General features: G+C 48.9%; 17 protein-coding genes. 13 read left to right on the forward strand and 4 right to left on the reverse strand.

The features are described from left to right. The first annotated feature begins 10 nt into the window (after window positions 1-10). The 5 genes from ABE504_RS11280 (at window position 11) to ABE504_RS11300 (ending at window position 5,776) form a co-directional block, all read left to right on the forward strand. Window positions 11-2,059: a BglG family transcription antiterminator gene (locus ABE504_RS11280; RefSeq protein WP_430088163.1), complete on the forward strand. Its 2,049-nt coding sequence runs from the start codon at window positions 11-13 to the stop codon at window positions 2,057-2,059. A gap of 113 nt (window positions 2,060-2,172) precedes the next feature. After that, window positions 2,173-2,610 (forward strand): PTS sugar transporter subunit IIA, encoded by a 438-nt coding sequence (locus ABE504_RS11285; protein WP_430088165.1) that lies wholly within the window; start codon window positions 2,173-2,175, stop codon window positions 2,608-2,610. Then, complete coding sequence (locus ABE504_RS11290) at window positions 2,607-3,758, forward strand: mannitol-1-phosphate 5-dehydrogenase (protein WP_430088167.1); 1,152 nt, start codon at window positions 2,607-2,609, stop codon at window positions 3,756-3,758. The genes ABE504_RS11285 and ABE504_RS11290 overlap by 4 nt, the downstream gene beginning before the upstream one ends. A gap of 26 nt (window positions 3,759-3,784) precedes the next feature. Then, window positions 3,785-5,506, forward strand: a complete 1,722-nt coding sequence (gene ptsP / locus ABE504_RS11295; RefSeq protein ID WP_430088693.1) for a phosphoenolpyruvate--protein phosphotransferase — start codon at window positions 3,785-3,787, stop codon at window positions 5,504-5,506. 6 nt (window positions 5,507-5,512) lie between these two features. Beyond that, complete coding sequence (locus ABE504_RS11300; RefSeq protein WP_430088169.1) at window positions 5,513-5,776, forward strand: HPr family phosphocarrier protein; 264 nt, start codon at window positions 5,513-5,515, stop codon at window positions 5,774-5,776. Between the two features lie 203 nt (window positions 5,777-5,979). Here the strand turns inward: ABE504_RS11300 and ABE504_RS11305 are convergent, their stop codons facing one another. Beyond that, window positions 5,980-6,147, reverse strand: a complete 168-nt coding sequence (locus ABE504_RS11305) for a hypothetical protein (RefSeq protein WP_430088171.1) — start codon at window positions 6,145-6,147, stop codon at window positions 5,980-5,982. 277 nt (window positions 6,148-6,424) lie between these two features. On the opposite strand from ABE504_RS11305, the gene ABE504_RS11310 reads away from it, so the two are divergent. From ABE504_RS11310 to ABE504_RS11330, 5 genes are all read left to right on the forward strand, one after another. Then, window positions 6,425-7,543, forward strand: a complete 1,119-nt coding sequence (locus ABE504_RS11310) for a hypothetical protein (RefSeq protein ID WP_430088173.1) — start codon at window positions 6,425-6,427, stop codon at window positions 7,541-7,543. Window positions 7,544-7,741: 198 nt separating this feature from the next. After that, the gene (locus ABE504_RS11315) at window positions 7,742-8,236 is read left to right on the forward strand and encodes a spore coat protein (RefSeq protein WP_430088175.1); all 495 of its coding nucleotides are present in this window, start codon (window positions 7,742-7,744) and stop codon (window positions 8,234-8,236) included. Between the two features lie 154 nt (window positions 8,237-8,390). Further along, window positions 8,391-9,755, forward strand: coding sequence for an arsenic transporter (locus ABE504_RS11320; RefSeq protein ID WP_430088177.1), 1,365 nt, complete (start codon window positions 8,391-8,393; stop codon window positions 9,753-9,755). Window positions 9,756-9,770: 15 nt separating this feature from the next. Continuing rightward, on the forward strand, window positions 9,771-10,439 hold the full coding sequence (locus ABE504_RS11325; protein WP_430088179.1) for a DUF2642 domain-containing protein: 669 nt from the start codon (window positions 9,771-9,773) through the stop codon (window positions 10,437-10,439). Window positions 10,440-10,463: 24 nt separating this feature from the next. Then, complete coding sequence (locus tag ABE504_RS11330) at window positions 10,464-10,868, forward strand: hypothetical protein (protein ID WP_430088181.1); 405 nt, start codon at window positions 10,464-10,466, stop codon at window positions 10,866-10,868. Window positions 10,869-10,990: 122 nt separating this feature from the next. Here ABE504_RS11330 and ABE504_RS11335 read toward each other — a convergent pair whose 3' ends face one another. Continuing rightward, entirely contained in the window at window positions 10,991-11,473 is a 483-nt protein-coding gene (locus tag ABE504_RS11335) for a DUF1641 domain-containing protein (protein WP_430088183.1), read from the reverse strand. A 12-nt stretch (window positions 11,474-11,485) separates the two neighbouring features. Continuing rightward, entirely contained in the window at window positions 11,486-14,425 is a 2,940-nt protein-coding gene (fdhF, locus tag ABE504_RS11340) for a formate dehydrogenase subunit alpha (protein ID WP_430088185.1), read from the reverse strand. Between the two features lie 274 nt (window positions 14,426-14,699). On the opposite strand from fdhF, the gene fdhD reads away from it, so the two are divergent. From fdhD to ABE504_RS11355, 3 genes are all read left to right on the forward strand, one after another. After that, entirely contained in the window at window positions 14,700-15,500 is an 801-nt protein-coding gene (gene fdhD, locus ABE504_RS11345) for a formate dehydrogenase accessory sulfurtransferase FdhD (RefSeq protein ID WP_430088187.1), read from the forward strand. 116 nt (window positions 15,501-15,616) lie between these two features. Next, window positions 15,617-16,777: a Gfo/Idh/MocA family protein gene (locus ABE504_RS11350; RefSeq protein WP_430088189.1), complete on the forward strand. Its 1,161-nt coding sequence runs from the start codon at window positions 15,617-15,619 to the stop codon at window positions 16,775-16,777. A 1-nt stretch (window position 16,778) separates the two neighbouring features. Further along, window positions 16,779-17,852: a Gfo/Idh/MocA family protein gene (locus ABE504_RS11355; RefSeq protein ID WP_430088191.1), complete on the forward strand. Its 1,074-nt coding sequence runs from the start codon at window positions 16,779-16,781 to the stop codon at window positions 17,850-17,852. A gap of 67 nt (window positions 17,853-17,919) precedes the next feature. Here ABE504_RS11355 and ABE504_RS11360 read toward each other — a convergent pair whose 3' ends face one another. Beyond that, window positions 17,920-18,792, reverse strand: coding sequence for an AraC family transcriptional regulator (locus ABE504_RS11360; protein ID WP_430088193.1), 873 nt, complete (start codon window positions 18,790-18,792; stop codon window positions 17,920-17,922). Window positions 18,793-18,890 lie beyond the last annotated feature (98 nt).

Genomic DNA, 18,890 nt, shown 5'->3' on the forward strand with positions numbered 1-18,890 from the left:
GAGCATACCTATGAGCCTGTCACACAGGCACCGTCAAATTTTGGAGTTGCTGCTGAGTCGCAAAGATGAAATTACAGCCGGAGACATCGCGACGGAGATCGGCATAAGCTCGCGAACCGTGCATCGGGAGCTGTCGGAGCTTGAGGCGATCGTGGCGGCATCGGGATTGACGCTGCACAAAAAATCGGGAAAAGGTATCCAGCTTCAAGCGGACGATCCAGCCAAACTGGCATCGTTCAAGATGAAGCTGCAGAGCCAGACAGCCATCGAGTTCTCGGCACAGGAACGCAAGCTGTTCATTCTCTGCACACTGCTGGAGGAAGAGGAACCGGTAAAGCTGTTCACCCTGTCACATGAGCTTGGTGTAACGATCCCGACGATTACGCATGATTTGGATGAGCTGGAGCCTTGGGTAACAAGGGCCGGTCTTGTTCTCGTCCGCAGGAGAGGTTACGGCGTTGGCTTGAGCGGATCGGAGGAAAATAAGCGCACGATGATCTCGCATATGGCGAGAATTTACTTGGACGAATCCGATTTGTTCGGGAAAGCGGACCCCGCGCCCGTGCCGGTTATCGCCAAGCTGCTGGAGCTGATTGGCAGAGATCATTTCACACAGGTGGAGGCTGCGCTCTGGCAAGTGGCGGATGAAGGGCTGAACGAGCTTTCCGAAAATGCGTATACGAACCTGCTGATCGATATCTCGATCGCTATCGCGCGAATCAAGAAAGGCAAAACCATGGATGCCCCTGCGGAGCATCCTGCCAGCCAGCAGAGCGAACTGCCCGCGCAGACGCTCAGCCATTTATCTAAGCAGACCGCGACCGTCTTTCCTGACGCTGAAATGTCTTATATCGCCGGACTTCTTGCGCCGAAGGACACGGCACACCCGAACCAGCTGCTGCCGCGCGAAGAGCTAAATTATATGGAAATCATCCAGAAGCTGATTCATTGCATGGAAGACAAGACCGGCATCAGGCTCAGCACGGACCGCTCCCTGAGAGACGGGCTGCTCGATCATTTGGAGCCCGCGCTTACCCGCATCAGGGGCGGAGTCCCCATTCGCAATCCGCTGCTTGCGCAAATTAAAAGGGACTATGAACCGTTATTCGAAGCGATACGTCAATCCGTTCATGCGACGATCACGGACATTGCTGTACCTGATGAAGAAATCGGCTTCCTGGTCATGCATTTTGGCGCTTCGATCGAGCGAAAGAAACAGTTCCATCGCAATGTGAGGGCGATACTTGTGTGCACGAGCGGGATCGGGACTTCCAAAATGCTTGCCGTCCGGCTAACGAAGGAGCTGCCTCAGATTGAAATTCTCGGCAATGCCTCCTGGTTCGAGGCGGCCAGGATTCCGGAAACCGAGTATGATTTGATCATTTCCACCATCGATCTGCCTGTGAGTGAAGATCGATACATAAAGCTGAGCCCGCTGCTGACGAAGGAAGAAGCGGAGCGGCTGCGCAGCTTTATCCAGAATGTGACGCTGCTGAAAGACCGCGAGCCCAAACAGCGACTGGAAGAAGCGCAAGAGGATGAAGCCAAAGCGGACCGGCTCCGCCGTATCCAGCATTACGTCAATGAAATTGTGCGGATTATCGATCATTTTGCCGTGCATCCGCTCCTCGGACCTTTCGACAGTTTGCAAGAGACGCTCCGCGTCATCTGCGAACACGCGCGCGAATCTGACTATATCGAGGAAGTCGAGCCGATTGTTCAGCTATTGTTGGCGAGAGAACGGCAGAGCAGCCAGGTCATTCCGGATACAAGTCTGGCGCTGTTTCATATCCGGAGCGAGCAGGTCAAGGTGCCGTCGCTTACCCTTTTCCGGTTGGAGGAGGATCTGCTGCTGGACCGTTTGGAACCTTCGGGCGTGAGGCAAGTGCTGCTGATGCTCGGCCCCAGAGAGCTTTCCAAGGAAAGTCTGGAAGTGCTCAGCGAAATCAGCTCCTACCTGCTGGTACCGGTCATGATCGAACTGCTCAAGACTGGCAGCGAACAAGAGATCAAGCATTTTTTATCCCAGGAACTTGCCGCTTTTTTAGCATATCAGTAAGTAATTTCCTCGAAGTGGCTCTATGCCATCAGTAAACGCTCCCGTCCATGAAAGGACGGAGAATCCGTTTATCTTTGGAGAGTAAATAACAACAGGATTGGGGAGAACCTACGATGAGTATTTTATCCATCAACAAAATCAAACTGAACGCACAGCCTTTCAATAAAAATGAAGCGATCATTATGGCGGGGCAATTGCTTATCGAGGCCGGTCATGCGTCGGCTGCTTATATCGATAAAATGCTGGAGCGCGAAGAAACGCTGTCCACTTACATGGGCAACGGACTGGCGATTCCGCATGGGACGCAGGATTCGAAATCGCTGATTTCATCGACCGGGCTGTCCATCGTACAAATTCCGGAAGGCGTAGACTTCGGTGACGGCGAAAAAGCGACCCTGGTGATCGGCATCGCCGCGGTAGGCGACGATCATTTGGATATTCTTACCAATGTGGCGATGATTTGTTCCGAGGAAGAGAATGTGGAGCGCATTATGAAGGCGTCCACGCCGGAGGAAATCCTGCACATTTTTGAAAGCGGGATGGAGTCATGAGGGCGGTCCATTTTGGCGCAGGGAATATCGGCAGGGGCTTTATCGGGCTGATTTTATCGCGTGCGGGCTATGAGGTTTGCTTTTCGGATGTGAATGATGGGCTTGTTGAACGGCTTCAGCAAAAGAAGGCGTATACAGTTCGTTTGGCGAATGAGGCCCAGGAAGCTTTTCATGTGACGAACGTCACGGCTATTAACGGCAAAAATCTGGACGATGTCGCTGAAGCCGTAGCTGGTGCTGATCTGGTGACGACGGCCGTGGGCGTCAATATTTTGCAGCATATCGCCGTCGGCATTGCGAAGGGTCTTGAAAAGCGCGTGGCGCGCGGCGCCGCGCAGCTGCACGTGATCGCCTGCGAGAATGCGATCGGCGGCAGCACGCAGCTTAAGGCGCACGTATACAGCCATCTGAGCGCAGACCTGCAGGAGAAAGTGAGCGCATGCGTCGCGTTTCCTGACGCGGCCGTCGACCGCATCGTGCCGATTCAGCATAACGAAGACCCATTGGAAGTGCGGGTAGAGCCCTTTTACGAATGGGTTGTGGATGAATCGCAGATGTTCGAAGGGTTCCACCGGATCGGGGGCATTCATTATGTCGAGGCGCTCGAGCCGTATATTGAACGCAAATTGTTTACCGTTAATACAGGGCACTGCGCGGCAGCTTATCTCGGTCATGTTCGGGGATTTGCTACGATTCAGCAAGCGATGGCTGATGGGGCTGTCGCCGAGCAAGTGAAGCATGTGATGGAAGAGACAGGGGCGCTTCTGGTCCAAAAGTATGGATTTGATGCTGCCGAGCACGGGACTTATATTCAGAAAATCATTCAACGTTTCATGAATCCGTACTTGATTGACGAAGTTGCGCGTGTAGGCAGATCGCCGATCCGCAAGCTGTCGAGCAATGATCGTCTCGTTCGTCCGGCGCTGCAGGCGTATGAACGGGGAATTCCCGTCGTTTATTTGCCGATGGCGATGGCGGCGGCCTTTCATTTTGATGACGAGGCTGACGAGGAAGCCGTGCAAATCCAAGAGGACGTGCATGAGCTCGGTATTGACCGCACGATTACCAAATATACATCGATTGATGCCAATCATCCGTTACATGCCGAGATTAAGAATCACTATGAACGGTTAACTATACAACCTTAAGGAAGGGGAGTTCTACGATGGCGAAAATGACAACCAAACGGCTGTCCGGCATTGCCGCTTCCCCCGGTATTGCCATTGCCAAAGCATTCCGATTGCAGCAAACGCATTACGTGCCCGCCGCAGCCAAAGTAGCGGACGCTCAAGCGGAAACGGCCCGCTTTCGTCTAGCGGTGAAGGAAGCGGGCGAAGAACTGGAAGGAATCCGAGCCTTGACCGAGGAGCGGATGGGGGCGGCGAAGGCGGAGATCTTCGAAGCGCATCTGATGCTGCTGGAGGATCCCGATTTGATCGATGCGATCATCGAGAACATCGAGAACGAAAGCATGAATGCGGAGTACGCGCTTCATGAGGTAGCGAACGGCTTCATCGACATGCTCAGCGCCATGGACAACGAGCTGCTGCGGGAACGTGCCGCAGACGTGCGCGATGTGTCGGGAAGAATCATGAGCCGGTTGCGAGGCGAGACGTATGCGGCGGTTTCGGCGATTCAGGAGCCGTGCATTCTCATCGCCGATGACTTGACGCCTTCGGATACGGCTCAGCTCAACCTCGACGATGTGCTCGGGTTCGTCACGGTCATCGGCAGCCGGACGTCCCACTCGGCGATCATGGCCCGTTCCCTTGAGGTGCCGGCCATTGTCGGCGTTGGTGAAGGCGCCGCAGACATTGAGATGGGGACCATGATCGTTATGGATGCCGTTGAAGGCACGGTCCTCATCGATCCTTCCGAAGCGGAGCTCGACGCCTACCAGGCTCGCAAAGTCGCGTACGATGAGCGGCGCCAGGAGCTGCGTAAGCTGAAGGACCTCCCTACGTATGCGAAAGATGGTCATCGGGTCGAGCTTGCCGCGAACATCGGCAGCGTGGAAGATTTGCAGAAGGTGCTGGACAACGGAGCCGAAGGCATCGGTCTGTTCCGCACCGAATTTCTCTACATGGGACGCAGCGCGCTTCCAAGCGAAGAAGAGCAGTTCCAGATCTATAAACACGTCTTGGAGCGGATGGCGAACAAGCCCGTTGTCATTCGCACGCTGGATATTGGCGGCGATAAAGAGCTTCCGTACATGAAGCTTCCGGCCGAAAGCAATCCGTTTCTTGGGCTGCGAGCGGTTCGCTTGTGCCTGGATCGCCAGGACTTGTTCCGGACGCAGCTGCGGGCATTACTGCGAGCAAGCAGCTACGGTCAATTGAAGATCATGTTCCCGATGATCGCGGTGGTGGAAGAACTGCAAGCGGCGAAGCGCCTGCTTCAGGAAGAGAAGGCGAAGCTCGTGCAGGAAGGCATCCCGGTTGCTGAGGATACCGAAGTTGGCATCATGATCGAGGTGCCCGCTGCCGCGCTTGCCGCCGATTCGTTGGCGCAAGAGGTTGACTTTTTCAGTATCGGCACGAACGATCTGATTCAATATACGATGGCGGCGGACCGCATGAACGAGAACGTCTCCTATCTGTACCAGCCTTGTCATCCTTCCATCCTGCGTTTGATTCGCATGGTCATCCAGGCGGCGGAGAAGGAAGGCAAATGGGTGGGCATGTGCGGCGAAATGGCCGGCGACCATGCGGCGATTCCGCTGTTGCTCGGCCTCGGGCTCCACGAGTTCAGTATGAGCGCCAGCTCGATTTTGCCGGCGCGTGCGTTGATTAAAGAGCTATCCCGGCGGGAATGGGCCGGTTATGCAGAGCAAGCCCTGGCCATGGGCAGTCAAGCCAGCATCCAAGCGTTTGTTAACCATAAGATCAAGGAGTGACCGACAATGATTTCTCAAACTTTTACAATCCTGAATCCATCCGGATTCCATGCCCGTCCGACCAAAGCGTTCGTGCAGGCGGCGAGTGCATTTCCCTGCAAAATCAACGTCAGCAAAGGCGGCAAAAAGGTGAACGCTAAAAGCTCCCTGAGCATGCTGACGCTGGGCATTCAGCAGAATGAAGAAGTAACGCTGGAAGCGGATGGCGAGCAAGAAGAGCAAGCAGTCCAGGTGCTTGGCGAACTTCTGAGCAAAATTTTCGAAGAATAGGTGAGAGGCCTATGCAAAATTGCGCATGGGCCTACTCGATTGTTCGATTGGAAACTCACCGACTAAGGATCGAGAGTCTCCACTACCAGAACAGTGACGGACCAATTGACACTCACAATCAAGGGTTACCCTGACGTTAGCTGAAACAAGCTGCGCAAAGGGTAACCCTTGTTTTACTTTCATTTTAAAGGAGGTGTGAATCGTCAGTCTTCTTTCTTGAAAGATGCACTTACAAAAACTTGCTGAACTCTTTCCATTTTAATTTCTGGAAACATATCCCTTTTTGAAAGTTGGTCATGCAGTTCCGTCGGAGGTTTTAAGGTTGCATACAATCCAATTCCAGAAAAAATAAGCAGGCATACGACAAACATAAGATTACCTCCTGTTCGGTAATGTGCAACGAAAACTCTTGTATGGCCTGATAAATGACACGAACCGTTATTTATACTGCATGTATATGTCTCGTTAATGGGAATGGGTCAAGGCTCTAGTCTATTTCTTCAACTTTAGCAATTCAAATTCTCAAAATGTGCTTTTTCACTAGATCAGGCTATTTCTTAGGTTCATACACTGATATTGCAAACACCCAACTAGATAAATGTTCCCTACTACCAATGTCTAGATTTCTGAGAGGAGGGTAAAGTTATTGTGAAACGAACGAAGGTATTCTTTAATCCTCGTGCTGTAGGTATGAAAAAATATCGCATAGTCAAAGTTTTTGCCAAGTTTAATTCGTACAAAGTAAAGGAAAAACAGTTCATCTCCAAATCCAAAGGTGATCTAGAAGCTATTTGTATCGTCTGTAAAAGGAAAGAGCCATGCAAATGTCCCAAGCACAAGAAAAAGAAGAAAAAATTGATCTGCAAAAAAATTAAAAAAAGAAATAGATGCAGAAAACATCACTGTATATGCCGGAGGGGGCCAGCAGGGCCGCCAGGACCAGCAGGACCAGCAGGGCCAGCAGGGCCAGCAGGACCAGCAGGGCCACCAGGACCCGTGGGGCCAGCAGGGCCGCCAGGACTCATGGGGCCAGCAGGGCCGCCAGGACCCATGGGACCAGAAGGTCCGAGAGGCCCGAAAGGTCCGGAAGGACCGAAGGGGAAGAAAGGGCCGGAAGGACCGGAAGGACCAGCAGGACCTCCAGGGTCGGAAGGGCCAGCAGGACCTCCAGGGGCGGAAGGGCCACCAGGACCTCCAGGGACGCCAAAACCGCCAGGACCACCGAAGCCACCGGGACCACCAAAACCGCCTGGGCCGCCTAAACAGGAAGATAGATCTTGCAAAGAGAGCTGTAAATGCTGTCATAAGAAGCATGACTGCATGCACAATCTGCTAAATCAGCTCAAGAATATTAAACTGAAAGAGTTGCACTCATTAAACTACTCCGCGAGCAAATATTCGAATGTGGGCATCATTTCCGCCGAAAATGGTCTCGTAAACTTTGTAAGCAATGGTGTTGAGCACTTCGTACCAATTCATCTTATTGCAGGTGTAGAAGTCTGGTCGGGAGATTATAATAGCAAGTTGCTGGATAATGAAAGCAATGACTCCGATAACAGCGAGAGCTCAGGTATGATAAGCTTGTTCACTTCATTAGCCGGTAAAGCCAAAGTTGACTTTAGTACGCTCGCTGAACAGTTGACTGATGTATCAAATGCGGCAGTTATCGGACTCAACGAAGAGATTGTCGTATTGTCCACGCGAGACATCGTGTACGCAGTTTCGTTAAGTTGTATTTCTGAAATATCAAATATCAAGAAAACGTAATATATGACATCATGCAGATCCCTTACAACCTATGGATTGGAAGGGATCTGTATCTATATCCACGTACAAATACCCACTAGTGATAGATGTGGAGATTATAAGAGACGGGGCATTCGTTTAGTACAATCTTTTGCCGGGTGAGTATATATACATTATGCAATAACAACAAACCACAACTTGAAGGGAGCTATGATTATCATGGCATTTGATTATTCTTCGTTAATGGGTAAGCAAGTAAGATTGGATCGCGGAGGTCCTGAATCTCGGCAAGGTGAGATTGTTGCAGTGGGGACTGATTACGTAGGTATCTACAATGAGAAGGATGGGCTTATTTACTACAATACAACTCACTTAAAAAGTATCACAGTAAATTCGAAAGATGCTGTGGAGTATTCTCTGACTTCACAGACGAATGCAACACCATTACGTCTTTTGGAAGCTGAGAATTTTCTTGGTCTCTTGAATGGTATGAAAAATCTTTGGTGTCAAGTTAACCGTGGGGGTCATGAGAGCATTCAAGGTGTATTATCCGATGTCAATGATGATTCTATTACGATGGTTGTTAACCATGAATTAGTCACAATTTTTAATTTTCATATTAAAAGCATGTCCTATGGTGTTAAAAAGGAGAACCAAGAGGAGAAGAAAGACAAAAATCAGGAACAAAATCAGGATAATAACGAAAAAAAATAACTCACCTCTGAATCTTAATTGTTGGTGGGAGGAGGGGGAAATATGCTGATCATTGTACGCCTAACGGGATCGACATTATTTGAAATTCTCACCCTCCCTGTCATTGTACGGAACCCAGGACCATCATCTGCCAACCTTTGTGAGGTGCACGATCATGTTTGATATAACAACTGCGGTAATATCCATTGTATTTGTTACCGTTACGTTGTTGATAATTTGGAGGCCATTCGGTATTAATGAATCTATCCCAACGACCCTAGGTGCTTTGATTTTCTTGGCTTTAGGAATTGTGCCCCTTACAGGTGTTTACCATATAGCCTCCATTGTTAGTGGGGCAAGCATAACCATTATATCAACAATTGTAATGTCTATTGTATTAGAGAGTATAGGGGTTTTCAGGTGGGCGGCTATTAATTTGGCGGTTCGCGCGAAGGGGTCCGGTCTCGCACTCTTTTGGTACATTAATATGTTGTGCTTTTTAATGACGATGTTTTTTAATAATGACGGAAGCATTCTAATCACAACCCCCATTATCATCCAAACCCTATCTATTCTTAATTTAAAAATGAGGCAAAAAATTCCTTACCTCATCTCAGGTGCTCTTGTTGCAACCGGAGCAAGCGCACCTATAGGCGTCAGTAACCTGGCCAATCTGATTGCGTTAAAAACAGTTGGTTTAGACCTAAACACATATACATCCATGATGTTTGTACCTGCCATGACGGGGATTATTGCAATTACCATTTTGCTTTATGTCTATTTTAAGCGTGAGATTCCCGGGAAAATTATGTCCTTACATTCCTCTTCAATCAACGCTATCCTACACGATAATTCATCCACTTTTCATCCCCTCAAGGTAGATCCTAAAGACAAGGGTGAAGTTGATTGGGGATTGTTTCGGATTTGCATCCTGATCGTCATTTTGATTCGATGCAGCTTTTTCTTGCTGACCCCTCTTGGGGTAGCTACGGAATGGCCTGCAATCATCGGAGCTTTGATTCTTATTATCATTAGGTGGATACGGAAAGGGATTGGACCTAAGGATATTTTAGTAAAAACACCGTGGCATATTCTGATATTCGCATTTAGTATCTATGTCATTATTTACGGTCTTCATAATTCAGGTCTGACTGACTTTCTCGTTCAATGGCTTGGTGGAGCAGTCGCCGAGAATCACTTTAATGCCATCTTTCTAATGGGGATGCTGCTTACGGTAATGTCCAATTTGTTTAATAACTTACCCTCCATTATGATTGGTACCTTATCTTTGCAAAATATGGGATTAGACGCTTTTACGATGCATACGGCTTATTTGGCAACAGTCATTGGTGCAGATATCGGTTCCTTATTGTTGCCGATGGGGACACTTGCCTCATTGATATGGATGCACATACTGAGAAAGCATCATATCAGATTTACCTGGGGTCAATATATTAAAGTGACGATCATGATTGTTCCGATAGGTCTTTTTATAAGTCTCCTTTGTTTATATGTATGGACGGGCTGGTTATTCAAGTGAGAGGAGGTGACATTGATGGACCTTTTTCAGAAGAAGCTAGGAGCGGTTATTGATGTTGAACTGCTCGGTGATAAATGGCACACGGGCATTTTGGTAGACGCGGGGCAAGATATCCTGGTTATCTATAACGGGGAGAGGTATATATATATTCCTTATTTTCATATTCTGAATGTCAGTTTGAATACCAAAAAAAGTTCAACGGACTTCTCTGCTCTTACTGAAAAGCCAATCAATAGTGATAAAATTTCGTATAGGAAAATATTAATGAATGCTAAAGGGGTATTCTCAGAAATATTTGTATCCGGGTTTCAGCCTATACATGGCTACATTACCCACATCATGACAAATTACTTCGAGTTTTATTCTCCCGTTTACAAAACAATGTTTATACCGTTAATTCATTTGAAATGGCTAATTCCCTATAACGATTATCATACACCGTACCTTCTGGATAAAAAATTTTTCCCTGTAAATCCATCCGATTTGCCCTTATCTCGAACTTTTGAGGAGCAAATGAAAAAGCTGGAAGGTAAAATCGTTGTTTTTGACTTGGGGAGGAGCCCCAGTAAGATAGGTTTATTAAAAGAAATTGATAATAATATTGTTCACATGATTACAGCGGAAGGCATGACCTTTTATACGAATATTCAACATATTAAAAGTGTTCATTCGCCATCCATGTAACAATATAATTGGGAGGTAATGCAAATGCCTGGTGGAAAAGGTCCTGGTAAACACGGACATAAACATGGTGAACACAAGAATGAGAACGGTAATCAAGAACAGGAAGTGAAAGAAGCAACAGGATCAGAACAGAACGAAGAAAAAGGTAAAGATACCGTAAAAGGACATGAGCATAAAGAGGAAAAGGGTAAAGGCGGCAAGGAAGGCAAGGAAGGCAAGGGGAAAGAGGAAAAGGGTAAAGGCGACAAGGAAGGCAAGGAAGGCAAGGGTAAAGAGGAAAAAGGTAAAGGCGACAAGGAAGGCAAAGATAAAGAGGAAAAGGGAAAAGACAAGGAAGGCAAGGAAGGCAAGGGTAAAGAGGAGAAAGGTAAAGGCGACAAGGAAGGCAAGGGTAAAGAGGAAAAAGGTAAAGGCCATACAAAAGCATAAACAAGTCGCAAGCTTTTTTGTGGAAACAAATAATTAAAAAAACGAGGATCTACGCGGCCTACTCTCGCTTAGCTCCTCGGCTTTTTGCATGCAAAGCTGACTTCTTCACAATTTTCCCCAGGCTATTCCGAATTCAATCCCTGTCCAAGCCCCTTCAGAAAGGAAATGCCGAATCCCAGCGCGCGGTTGACGTCGGGATCGTTCATAACTTTGACAAGCTCCAGGATGCTAACTTTTTTGTCGGATTCCAAGCGTTCTTCGGCAGCGGCCAGTCCTGAGGTGACACTGTTCAGCAGTTTCTTGGTTACGGCAGGATCCAGCTCGGCTAAGACTCCTGCTGCGCCCATCAGATTGTTGATGGTGTTTGTCACGGGCTTGCGCGTAGCTTGACCGATCAGGACTCTGGAGATACTGCCTTTCGCTTTCAGCAAAGACTCGGCCGCTTCCAGAAGGCCGCTCTCGTGGAGTTCTTTGATGATGTCCAATGTTTTTTTGAGCGCTTCACGATTATCGGCCAGTTCTGCGGAAAGCTGATCAAGCGATTGTTTTTGGAGCTCTTCATCGGTTTGAACGTGTTTGTGAATGGTAGAAGTAGGCTTAGCCATTATCCGGCCTCCTTAATTTTGATCTACTAAGCTGACATAGCCAGGTCTGTTCCATTTTCGCGCTGCCTCTACACCGTTTTGAGGATGTCGCTTTTTATTTCTAGGATTAATCGAAGGCAGCGGATTGTCGCCATCTACCTCTAGAACTTGCATCCGAACCTTGACCTGCTTATAGGCCGGCGTATGTGTAATCACATCGACAGCTCCGCCGGTTAGCAGATTAATCGCGGTATCGTGACTGCTGGAGTGCATAGGCACGTAAATATCTTTGCCATTCACCCGGTCGGTGACAACGACTCTTAACTTGATGGCGCCATATGGCGATTCCAAACGGACCAAGCTTCCATCTTGAATGCCCCGCGCTTTGGCCAGATCATGCGAGACTTCTACGAAAACTTGTGGAAGCTTAAGCTGAATGCCGGCCGACTTGGTGGTCATATTCCCTTCATGGAAATGCTCCAGCAATCGTCCATTATTCAGCGTCAGATCGAACTCAGCCGGGAATACGATGGGCTGAACGTAGTCGAATCGCGCAAGGCGCGCCTTTTTATCCGGAAAGTTGAAGCCATTCGAATGCAGCAATGGCGTATTGCTGCCATCGAGAGATCCCCAATGGAAACTGTTCCAGCCTTCCAACAGGTCGTAATTGCATTGCGAGAAGAAAGGAGTAAGCGAAGCCATTTCTGCGAAAATCTCACTGGGATGGCTATAATTCCAATCAAATCCCATCCTTTTGGCGACTTGACTGAAGATCCACCAGTCCGGCTTGCTCTCACCAAGCGGTTCCAGCGCCTGATACAGCCGTTGAACGCGTCGCTCCGTATTCGTGAACGTCCCTTCTTTTTCCAAAGAAGGAACGGCCGGCAAAATGATATCTGCGAATTGGGCTGTTTTGCTTAAGAATACATCCTGAACGACCAGAAATTCAACGTTTGCGAGCATATCTTGCGTATGGTTGGAATCCGCATCTACCCAGGCCATCTCTTCCCCGGAGATGTACATGCCCTTTAGTTCGCCTCTGCCGATCGCCGCTAACATTTCAATGTTATCGAGGCCGCGCACACCGGAGATTTCTACGCCGTAGGCTTTCTCGAATTTCGCTCGGACAGCATCGTCGGTCACCTTCTGATAGCCAGGGAAAATGTCCGGCATCGTTCCCATATCGGATGCGCCTTGAACGTTGTTATGCCCGCGAAGCGGGTAAGCGCCTGCGCCTGGTCTCATCATGTTGCCTGTAATCAGCAGCAAGTTCGCAATGGCGGAGGAGGTGTAAGAGCCGGCAATGTTCTGCGTAACGCCCATGCCCCAACAAATCGCCGTGCCATCAGCCTCGTGAATCATTTGTGCTACTTGAATCAACGTTTCCTTCGCAATGCCGGTTTCTTTTTCGGCAAACTCCAGCGTATACGGTTCGATTTTTTGCAAATACTCCGAATAGAAGTTCACATGCTCATGAATGAAGGCCGGATTATGCAAGTTGTTATCAATCATATATTTCGCGACGGCAGTCAGCCAGACGTAGTCGGTGCCTTGCTTAGGACGAATGAACAGATCCGCTCTTTCCGCCATTTCATGTTTGCGCAGATCGACCGAAATCAATTTTTGCCCATGCAGTTTATGCGCGCGTTTAATGCGTGTAGCCAGCACCGGATGCCCTTCCGCAGGCGCACACCCGACCAGGATGACTAATCCTGCGTGGGCAAGGTCTTGAATGGTGCCGCTGTCACCGCCAATGCCAGTCGTTTGCTGCAATCCCCAGGAAGCTGGCGACTGGCAATACCGGGAGCAGTTATCCACGTTGTTGGTCTGGAAGACTTGTCGCGCCAGTTTCTGCATTAAGTAATTTTCTTCATTTGTATATTTGGATGACGAGATGAATCCGAGCGCATTGCCGCCGTACGTGTGTTTAATGGCGCCCATTTTGCTGGCCATCAGGTCCAGCGCCTCTTCCCAAGTGGTTTCGACAAAATGGTCGCCTTGGCGAATCAGCGGTTTCGTTAAACGTTGCTCGCTGTTGACGAAATCCCATCCGAATTTCCCTTTCACACAGGTAGAAATGCCATTAACCGGACCTTGGGAAGGCTGGACCTTCAAAATTTTCCGACCTTTGGTCCACACTTCAAAGCTGCAGCCAACGCCGCAGAACGTACAGACGGTTTTGGTTTTTTTCGTTCGGGTTTCCCGCATGGAAGCTTCAACTTCGGAAACGGCGAAGATCCCGCTGTAGCCAGGTTCAACTTCTTTAATCAAGCTGATCATTGGGTCCAGCAAATCTTTCTTGATTCCGCTCATAAAACCGGCTTCGCCCAGCATCGATTTTTCCATTAAGGCGTTACAAGGGCACACCGATACACACTGGCCGCAGCTAACGCACGAGGACTCGTTGATCAGCGTCCCATCGTCCCAAATGACCCGTGGACGCTCCGCTTCCCAATCGATGGAAAGCGTCTCGTTCACCTGCAGGTTCTGGCAGACCTCCACACATTGGCCGCAAGCGACGCATTGATTGGGGTCATACCGATAAAAGGGATGCGACATATCCACTTCGGACGGATCGACTTTCGGTTTGTACGGATATTTTTGATGTTCAATTTCCATTAACTCTGCGGTATTGTGCAGGGTACAGTTGCCGTTGTTGTTGTCGCAAACGGTGCAATACAGCAGGTGATTCTCGAGCAAGCGATCCATCGCTTCGGTTTGCGCCTCTTTGGCGCGGGGGGACGATAACTCGATGTTCATGCCGTCGGATACGAGGGTGGAACAGGAGCGTATCAGTTTTCCATCGGCCTCTACAATACAGGTATCGCAGGTTTGAATCGGGTCAACCTCAGGCACATAACAGATTTGCGGATGCGGAAGTTTGTTGTGATTAATAGCCTCCAGAATCGTCGAACGTTCTTTTACCCGATATTCGGTGCCATTGATTCTGATGCTGACTGTGTGATTGTTCACGATATGAACTCCTTTCAGATGAGAATGAAAAAATCCACCATAAACATGAACGTTTGTTTAAACAAACACTCGTGTTCATGGTGGATTAGTTGCCAAGTTCATTTACTTGGGGGCCAAGCCGCCATACGGATATTCATTAACTGCAAATGAAAAACATTTCACTTGCGAGTCAATTCATCTAATATTGTTACTATAGCTTGATTCCAAGAAAACTTCAACTATTGACAAATCGAATCTTTAGAGACATATATACGAAAAGGAAGGAGCTGCGCAAATGAGCAAAGCCGTTGAGGTGTCACGTCCGATCCTGCGTTACGAGCAGGGCAAAGTTCAGCCCATCGAAGATCGAATTGTTACTGAACACCCCGTCACTATCAAAATCAATACACAGGAATTTGCCACCATGGTGTGTACGCCAGAGCACGTTGAAGATATGATTATTGGCTTTTTGGCTTCCGAAGGGGTCATCCGCACCTATGACGATATTGAGGAGATCTGGTATCAGGAAAGAGAAGGCCTGGTTCATATCAAAACGCGTTGGATCAATGAATTTTATCAAAATTTCCATTCCAAACGCTATATTACCTCTTGCTGTGGGAAGAGCAGGCAAGGCTTTTATTTTGTCAATGATGCGAAAATGGCCAAGACGATGAGCAGGGAACAGGTCAAAGTAACCTATGAGGATATCCTTCGGTTAATGCGTGAGATGCAAAGCTCCTCCCAGACGTTTCAAGACACAGGAGGGGTCCACAATGCCGCGCTCTGTGAGAAGGACACGATCATTTTGTCGCGAATGGACATCGGCAGACATAATGCATTGGATAAAATATATGGCCATTGCTTAAAAAATAAAATCAGCCTCGAAGGGAAAATTATCGTGTTTAGCGGCCGTATTTCTTCCGAGATTTTATTAAAGGTATCCAAAATCGGGTGTGAGATGGTCTTGTCCAAATCCGCTCCGACGGAGCTTGCCCTGCAATTGGCTGAAGACTTGGGGATTACAACGGTGGGCTTCATCCGAAATGAATCCTTCAATGTGTACACTCATCCTCAAAGGATTACAACAGAATGCTAGCTTGAATCGCAAGACAGCGTTATTTTTACCGCATTCGAACAGGACATCCCGATCCCGCAATCGTTTATGATTAGGGAGACAAAAAGATTCCATCTGAATCAAGCGGAGGGCTGCTCATGTTGAAAGTAGCAATTATCGGTGCCGGGGCGATTTCAACTGCTCATATTGAAGGGTATCTGCAATTCAAGGATCGCTGTACTATTGTTGCTATCAGTGATTTTTACACAGACAAAGCGGAGGCGATCGTAACAAAATACGACCTCGATGCGAAGATCGTCAGCGATTACAAGGAACTGCTGCAAGCGGACATCGATCTTGTATCCGTGTGTACGCCGCCTTATGTGCATGCTGAGATCGCGATCGATTTTCTGAATGCAGGCAGCCATGTCATCATTGAAAAGCCGATGGCGGCATCGCTGAAGGAATGCGACGAGATTAATGAAGCCGCCCGTAAGAACGGCAAGATCGTATCGGTCATCGCACAGAATCGGTTTAGAAACCCGATGATGAAATTGAAAGCCGTGCTGGACAGCGGGCTTGCCGGCAAAATTGTTCATGCACAAGTGGATTCTCACTGGTGGCGCGGCCATTGCTACTATGATTTGTGGTGGCGCGGAACGTGGGAGAAGGAAGGCGGGGGGCCAACGCTGAATCATGCGGTTCATCATATCGATGCGCTGCTGTGGATGCGGGGACGTCCGACTGAAGTTCAAGCTTTCATGAGCAATGTTGCCCATGATAACGCCGAGATTGAGGATTTATCGGTGGCTATGCTGCGGTATTCCGACGGTACGCTGGGCCAGGTGACAAGCTCGGTTGTCCACCACGGCGAGGAGCAGCAGATTATTTTCCAAGGCTTGGACGCTCGAATTTCCGCTCCCTGGAAGCTTAAGGCTTCGCTTTCCAAGGCTAACGGTTTCCCTGGGCCAAATGCGGAGTTGGAAGCTACAATCCAACAGTATTATGACAATCTTCCCAATCTTCCTTATGAAGGGCATGCAGCGCAAATTGATAATGTGCTGACCGCCATCGAAACAGGAGCACCCGTACTGATTGACGGGCAAAGTGGTCGAGATACGCTGGAACTCATTACGAGCATCTACAAATCGGCGAGCACGGGAGAATGTGTCAAGCTGCCGCTGGAGCCGGACGATCCGTTCTATACGCGCGAAGGCGTGCTGGAGCATGCCACGCATTTCTATGAGAAGAGCAGCCACGTGGAGAACTTTGCGGATGCCGCCATTACAACCGGCAGGTTTGCGGGAGGGAAGAGCTAAGATGGATAACAAGAATGGCATGTTCTATGCCCCGCAGGGCAAACCGAATCGGGTGATCTCACCGGGAGAATTCAAATTCGCGGCCGTTAGCCTGGACCATGGACATATCTATGGCATGAGCAATGGGCTTATCGAGGCCGGTGGGGAATTAGCGTGGGTGTATGACCCGGACCCGGCGAAAGTATCGGCGTTTCAGGCGAAGTATCCAGGTGTAAAAGTGGCCCGTTCCGAACAGGAGATCTTGCAGGACAGCTCCATCCGCCTTGTGGCGGGGGCCGCGATCCCTTCGGAGCGCTGTGACCTGGGGCTCCGTGTTATGTCGCATGGCAAAGACTATTTTACGGATAAGGCTCCGCTTACGACGTTGGAACAACTGGACCTGGCGAAGAAGAAGGTTGCGGAAACGAAGCAAAAATATGCGGTTTACTACAGCGAACGGCTGCATGTGGAAAGTGCCGTGTATGCGGGCCAGTTGATTGCGCACGGAGCGATCGGTCGTGTTGTGCAAGTGATCGGTTTGGGACCGCACCGGATTAATCTCGAGAGCCGGCCTGAATGGTTTTTTGACAAGAAACGGTTTGGCGGTATTCTTTGTGATATTGGCAGCCACCAGATCGAGCAGTTTCTGTTCTATACCGGTGCGCGGAACGCGCAAGTGGCACAAAGCAAAACGGCCAATTACCATTACAAGCAGTATAAGCAGTTTGAAGATTTCGGCGATGCGACGTTAATTGGCGACAATGGGGCGACAGGTTATTTTCGAGTGGACTGGTTTACGCCGGAGGGACTATCCACATGGGGAGACGGGCGTACGGTCATTCTCGGCACGGACGGGTACATTGAACTGCGCAAATATGTGGATATTGGCAGACACTCGCAGGGGAACCATGTGTACCTCGTCAATGCGGAAGGCGAACATTATTTGAATGTATCGGGGCAAGTCGGTTATCCGTACTTTGGACAGCTGATCCTCGACTGTATGAACCGAACGGAAAACGCGATGACGCAGGAACATGCCTTCAAGGCAGCCGAGTTAAGCGTAATGGCACAGCGCCAAGCCGTGCAGGTAGAGTAGACAAAGAAACCGCTTCTGACGTGCAAGAAGGTCATCGCTGACCGCTGCACGGGGAGGCGGTTTCTTTTCATTTCGACCATCTTTTGCGGTATTGGTGCGGCGTCGCGCCTTTTCGGGATTTGAAAAATTTGCAGAAATACGAGCAATTCGTAATCCCGATGTCTTCGGCGATTCGTGCAATCGGCTTGTCCGTCGTGGTGAGCAGCAGCACGGCTTGATGGATTCGCCGGGTGGCGATGTACTCCGTGATGCTGATGCCAACCGCCTCCGTAAATAGATGCGATAAGTGAAAGCTCGACAGGTGCAAATCTTTCGCCATGTCTTCCAAATGAAAGGGCAGCATGTAATGCTGTTCAATCCAATTCAGAATTTGTTCGACATGATGGTTCTGACGGGTGCGGTAAGGCTGGTCCGCCTCTTGCTGGTTCTGCCACAGCGGCTTGATCGAACGAAATAAAAGGACGAGAAATAGCGAGATCTCTTCGAACTGTTCCGCTTCGGATGGAGCAGATAGCTTCATTTGCATGGAACGAAACAACGTCACAATTTCATGCTGATCGTCAAGACCGTATAGGCAGGGGGCGGGGAGCGCATTTGTACAAATATGTTTATAGAACGCGTGGAGCACAGGCCATTGCTCAAAATAAGCCTCAAACAAGGTCGGTTCAAAGATGGCGACTGACCGTTCAAACGTCATCTGATCCGTATAATCGATTTGCAGGTGGTGAAGCTGATACGGCTGGAAAATGCAAAGCATGCCCGGCTTAATTTCATAGCTGATGTTATTAACGATCATCGTTCCCTTGCCTTGATGAATGAACAATAATTCCGTGCCGCGATGCGAATGGAACGTTTCTTTGTGCTGATGATTGACACTCAAACGTCGATAAGCAAAATAAAGCGGCCCTTCGTTTAACTCGGCAACGCCTCTACCTGTCACATGAATTCACTCCTGATGAAAAAGGATGATGATGTAACTTTACTATAGCGAATACCTAAAAAAATTACAAAAGATTCTAAAACGACAGCCGTTAAATT

It is taken from the genome of Paenibacillus oryzisoli (assembly GCF_050467285.1).
In the GTDB taxonomy this organism is placed as follows: Bacteria; Bacillota; Bacilli; order Paenibacillales; family NBRC-103111; genus Paenibacillus_E; species Paenibacillus_E oryzisoli_A.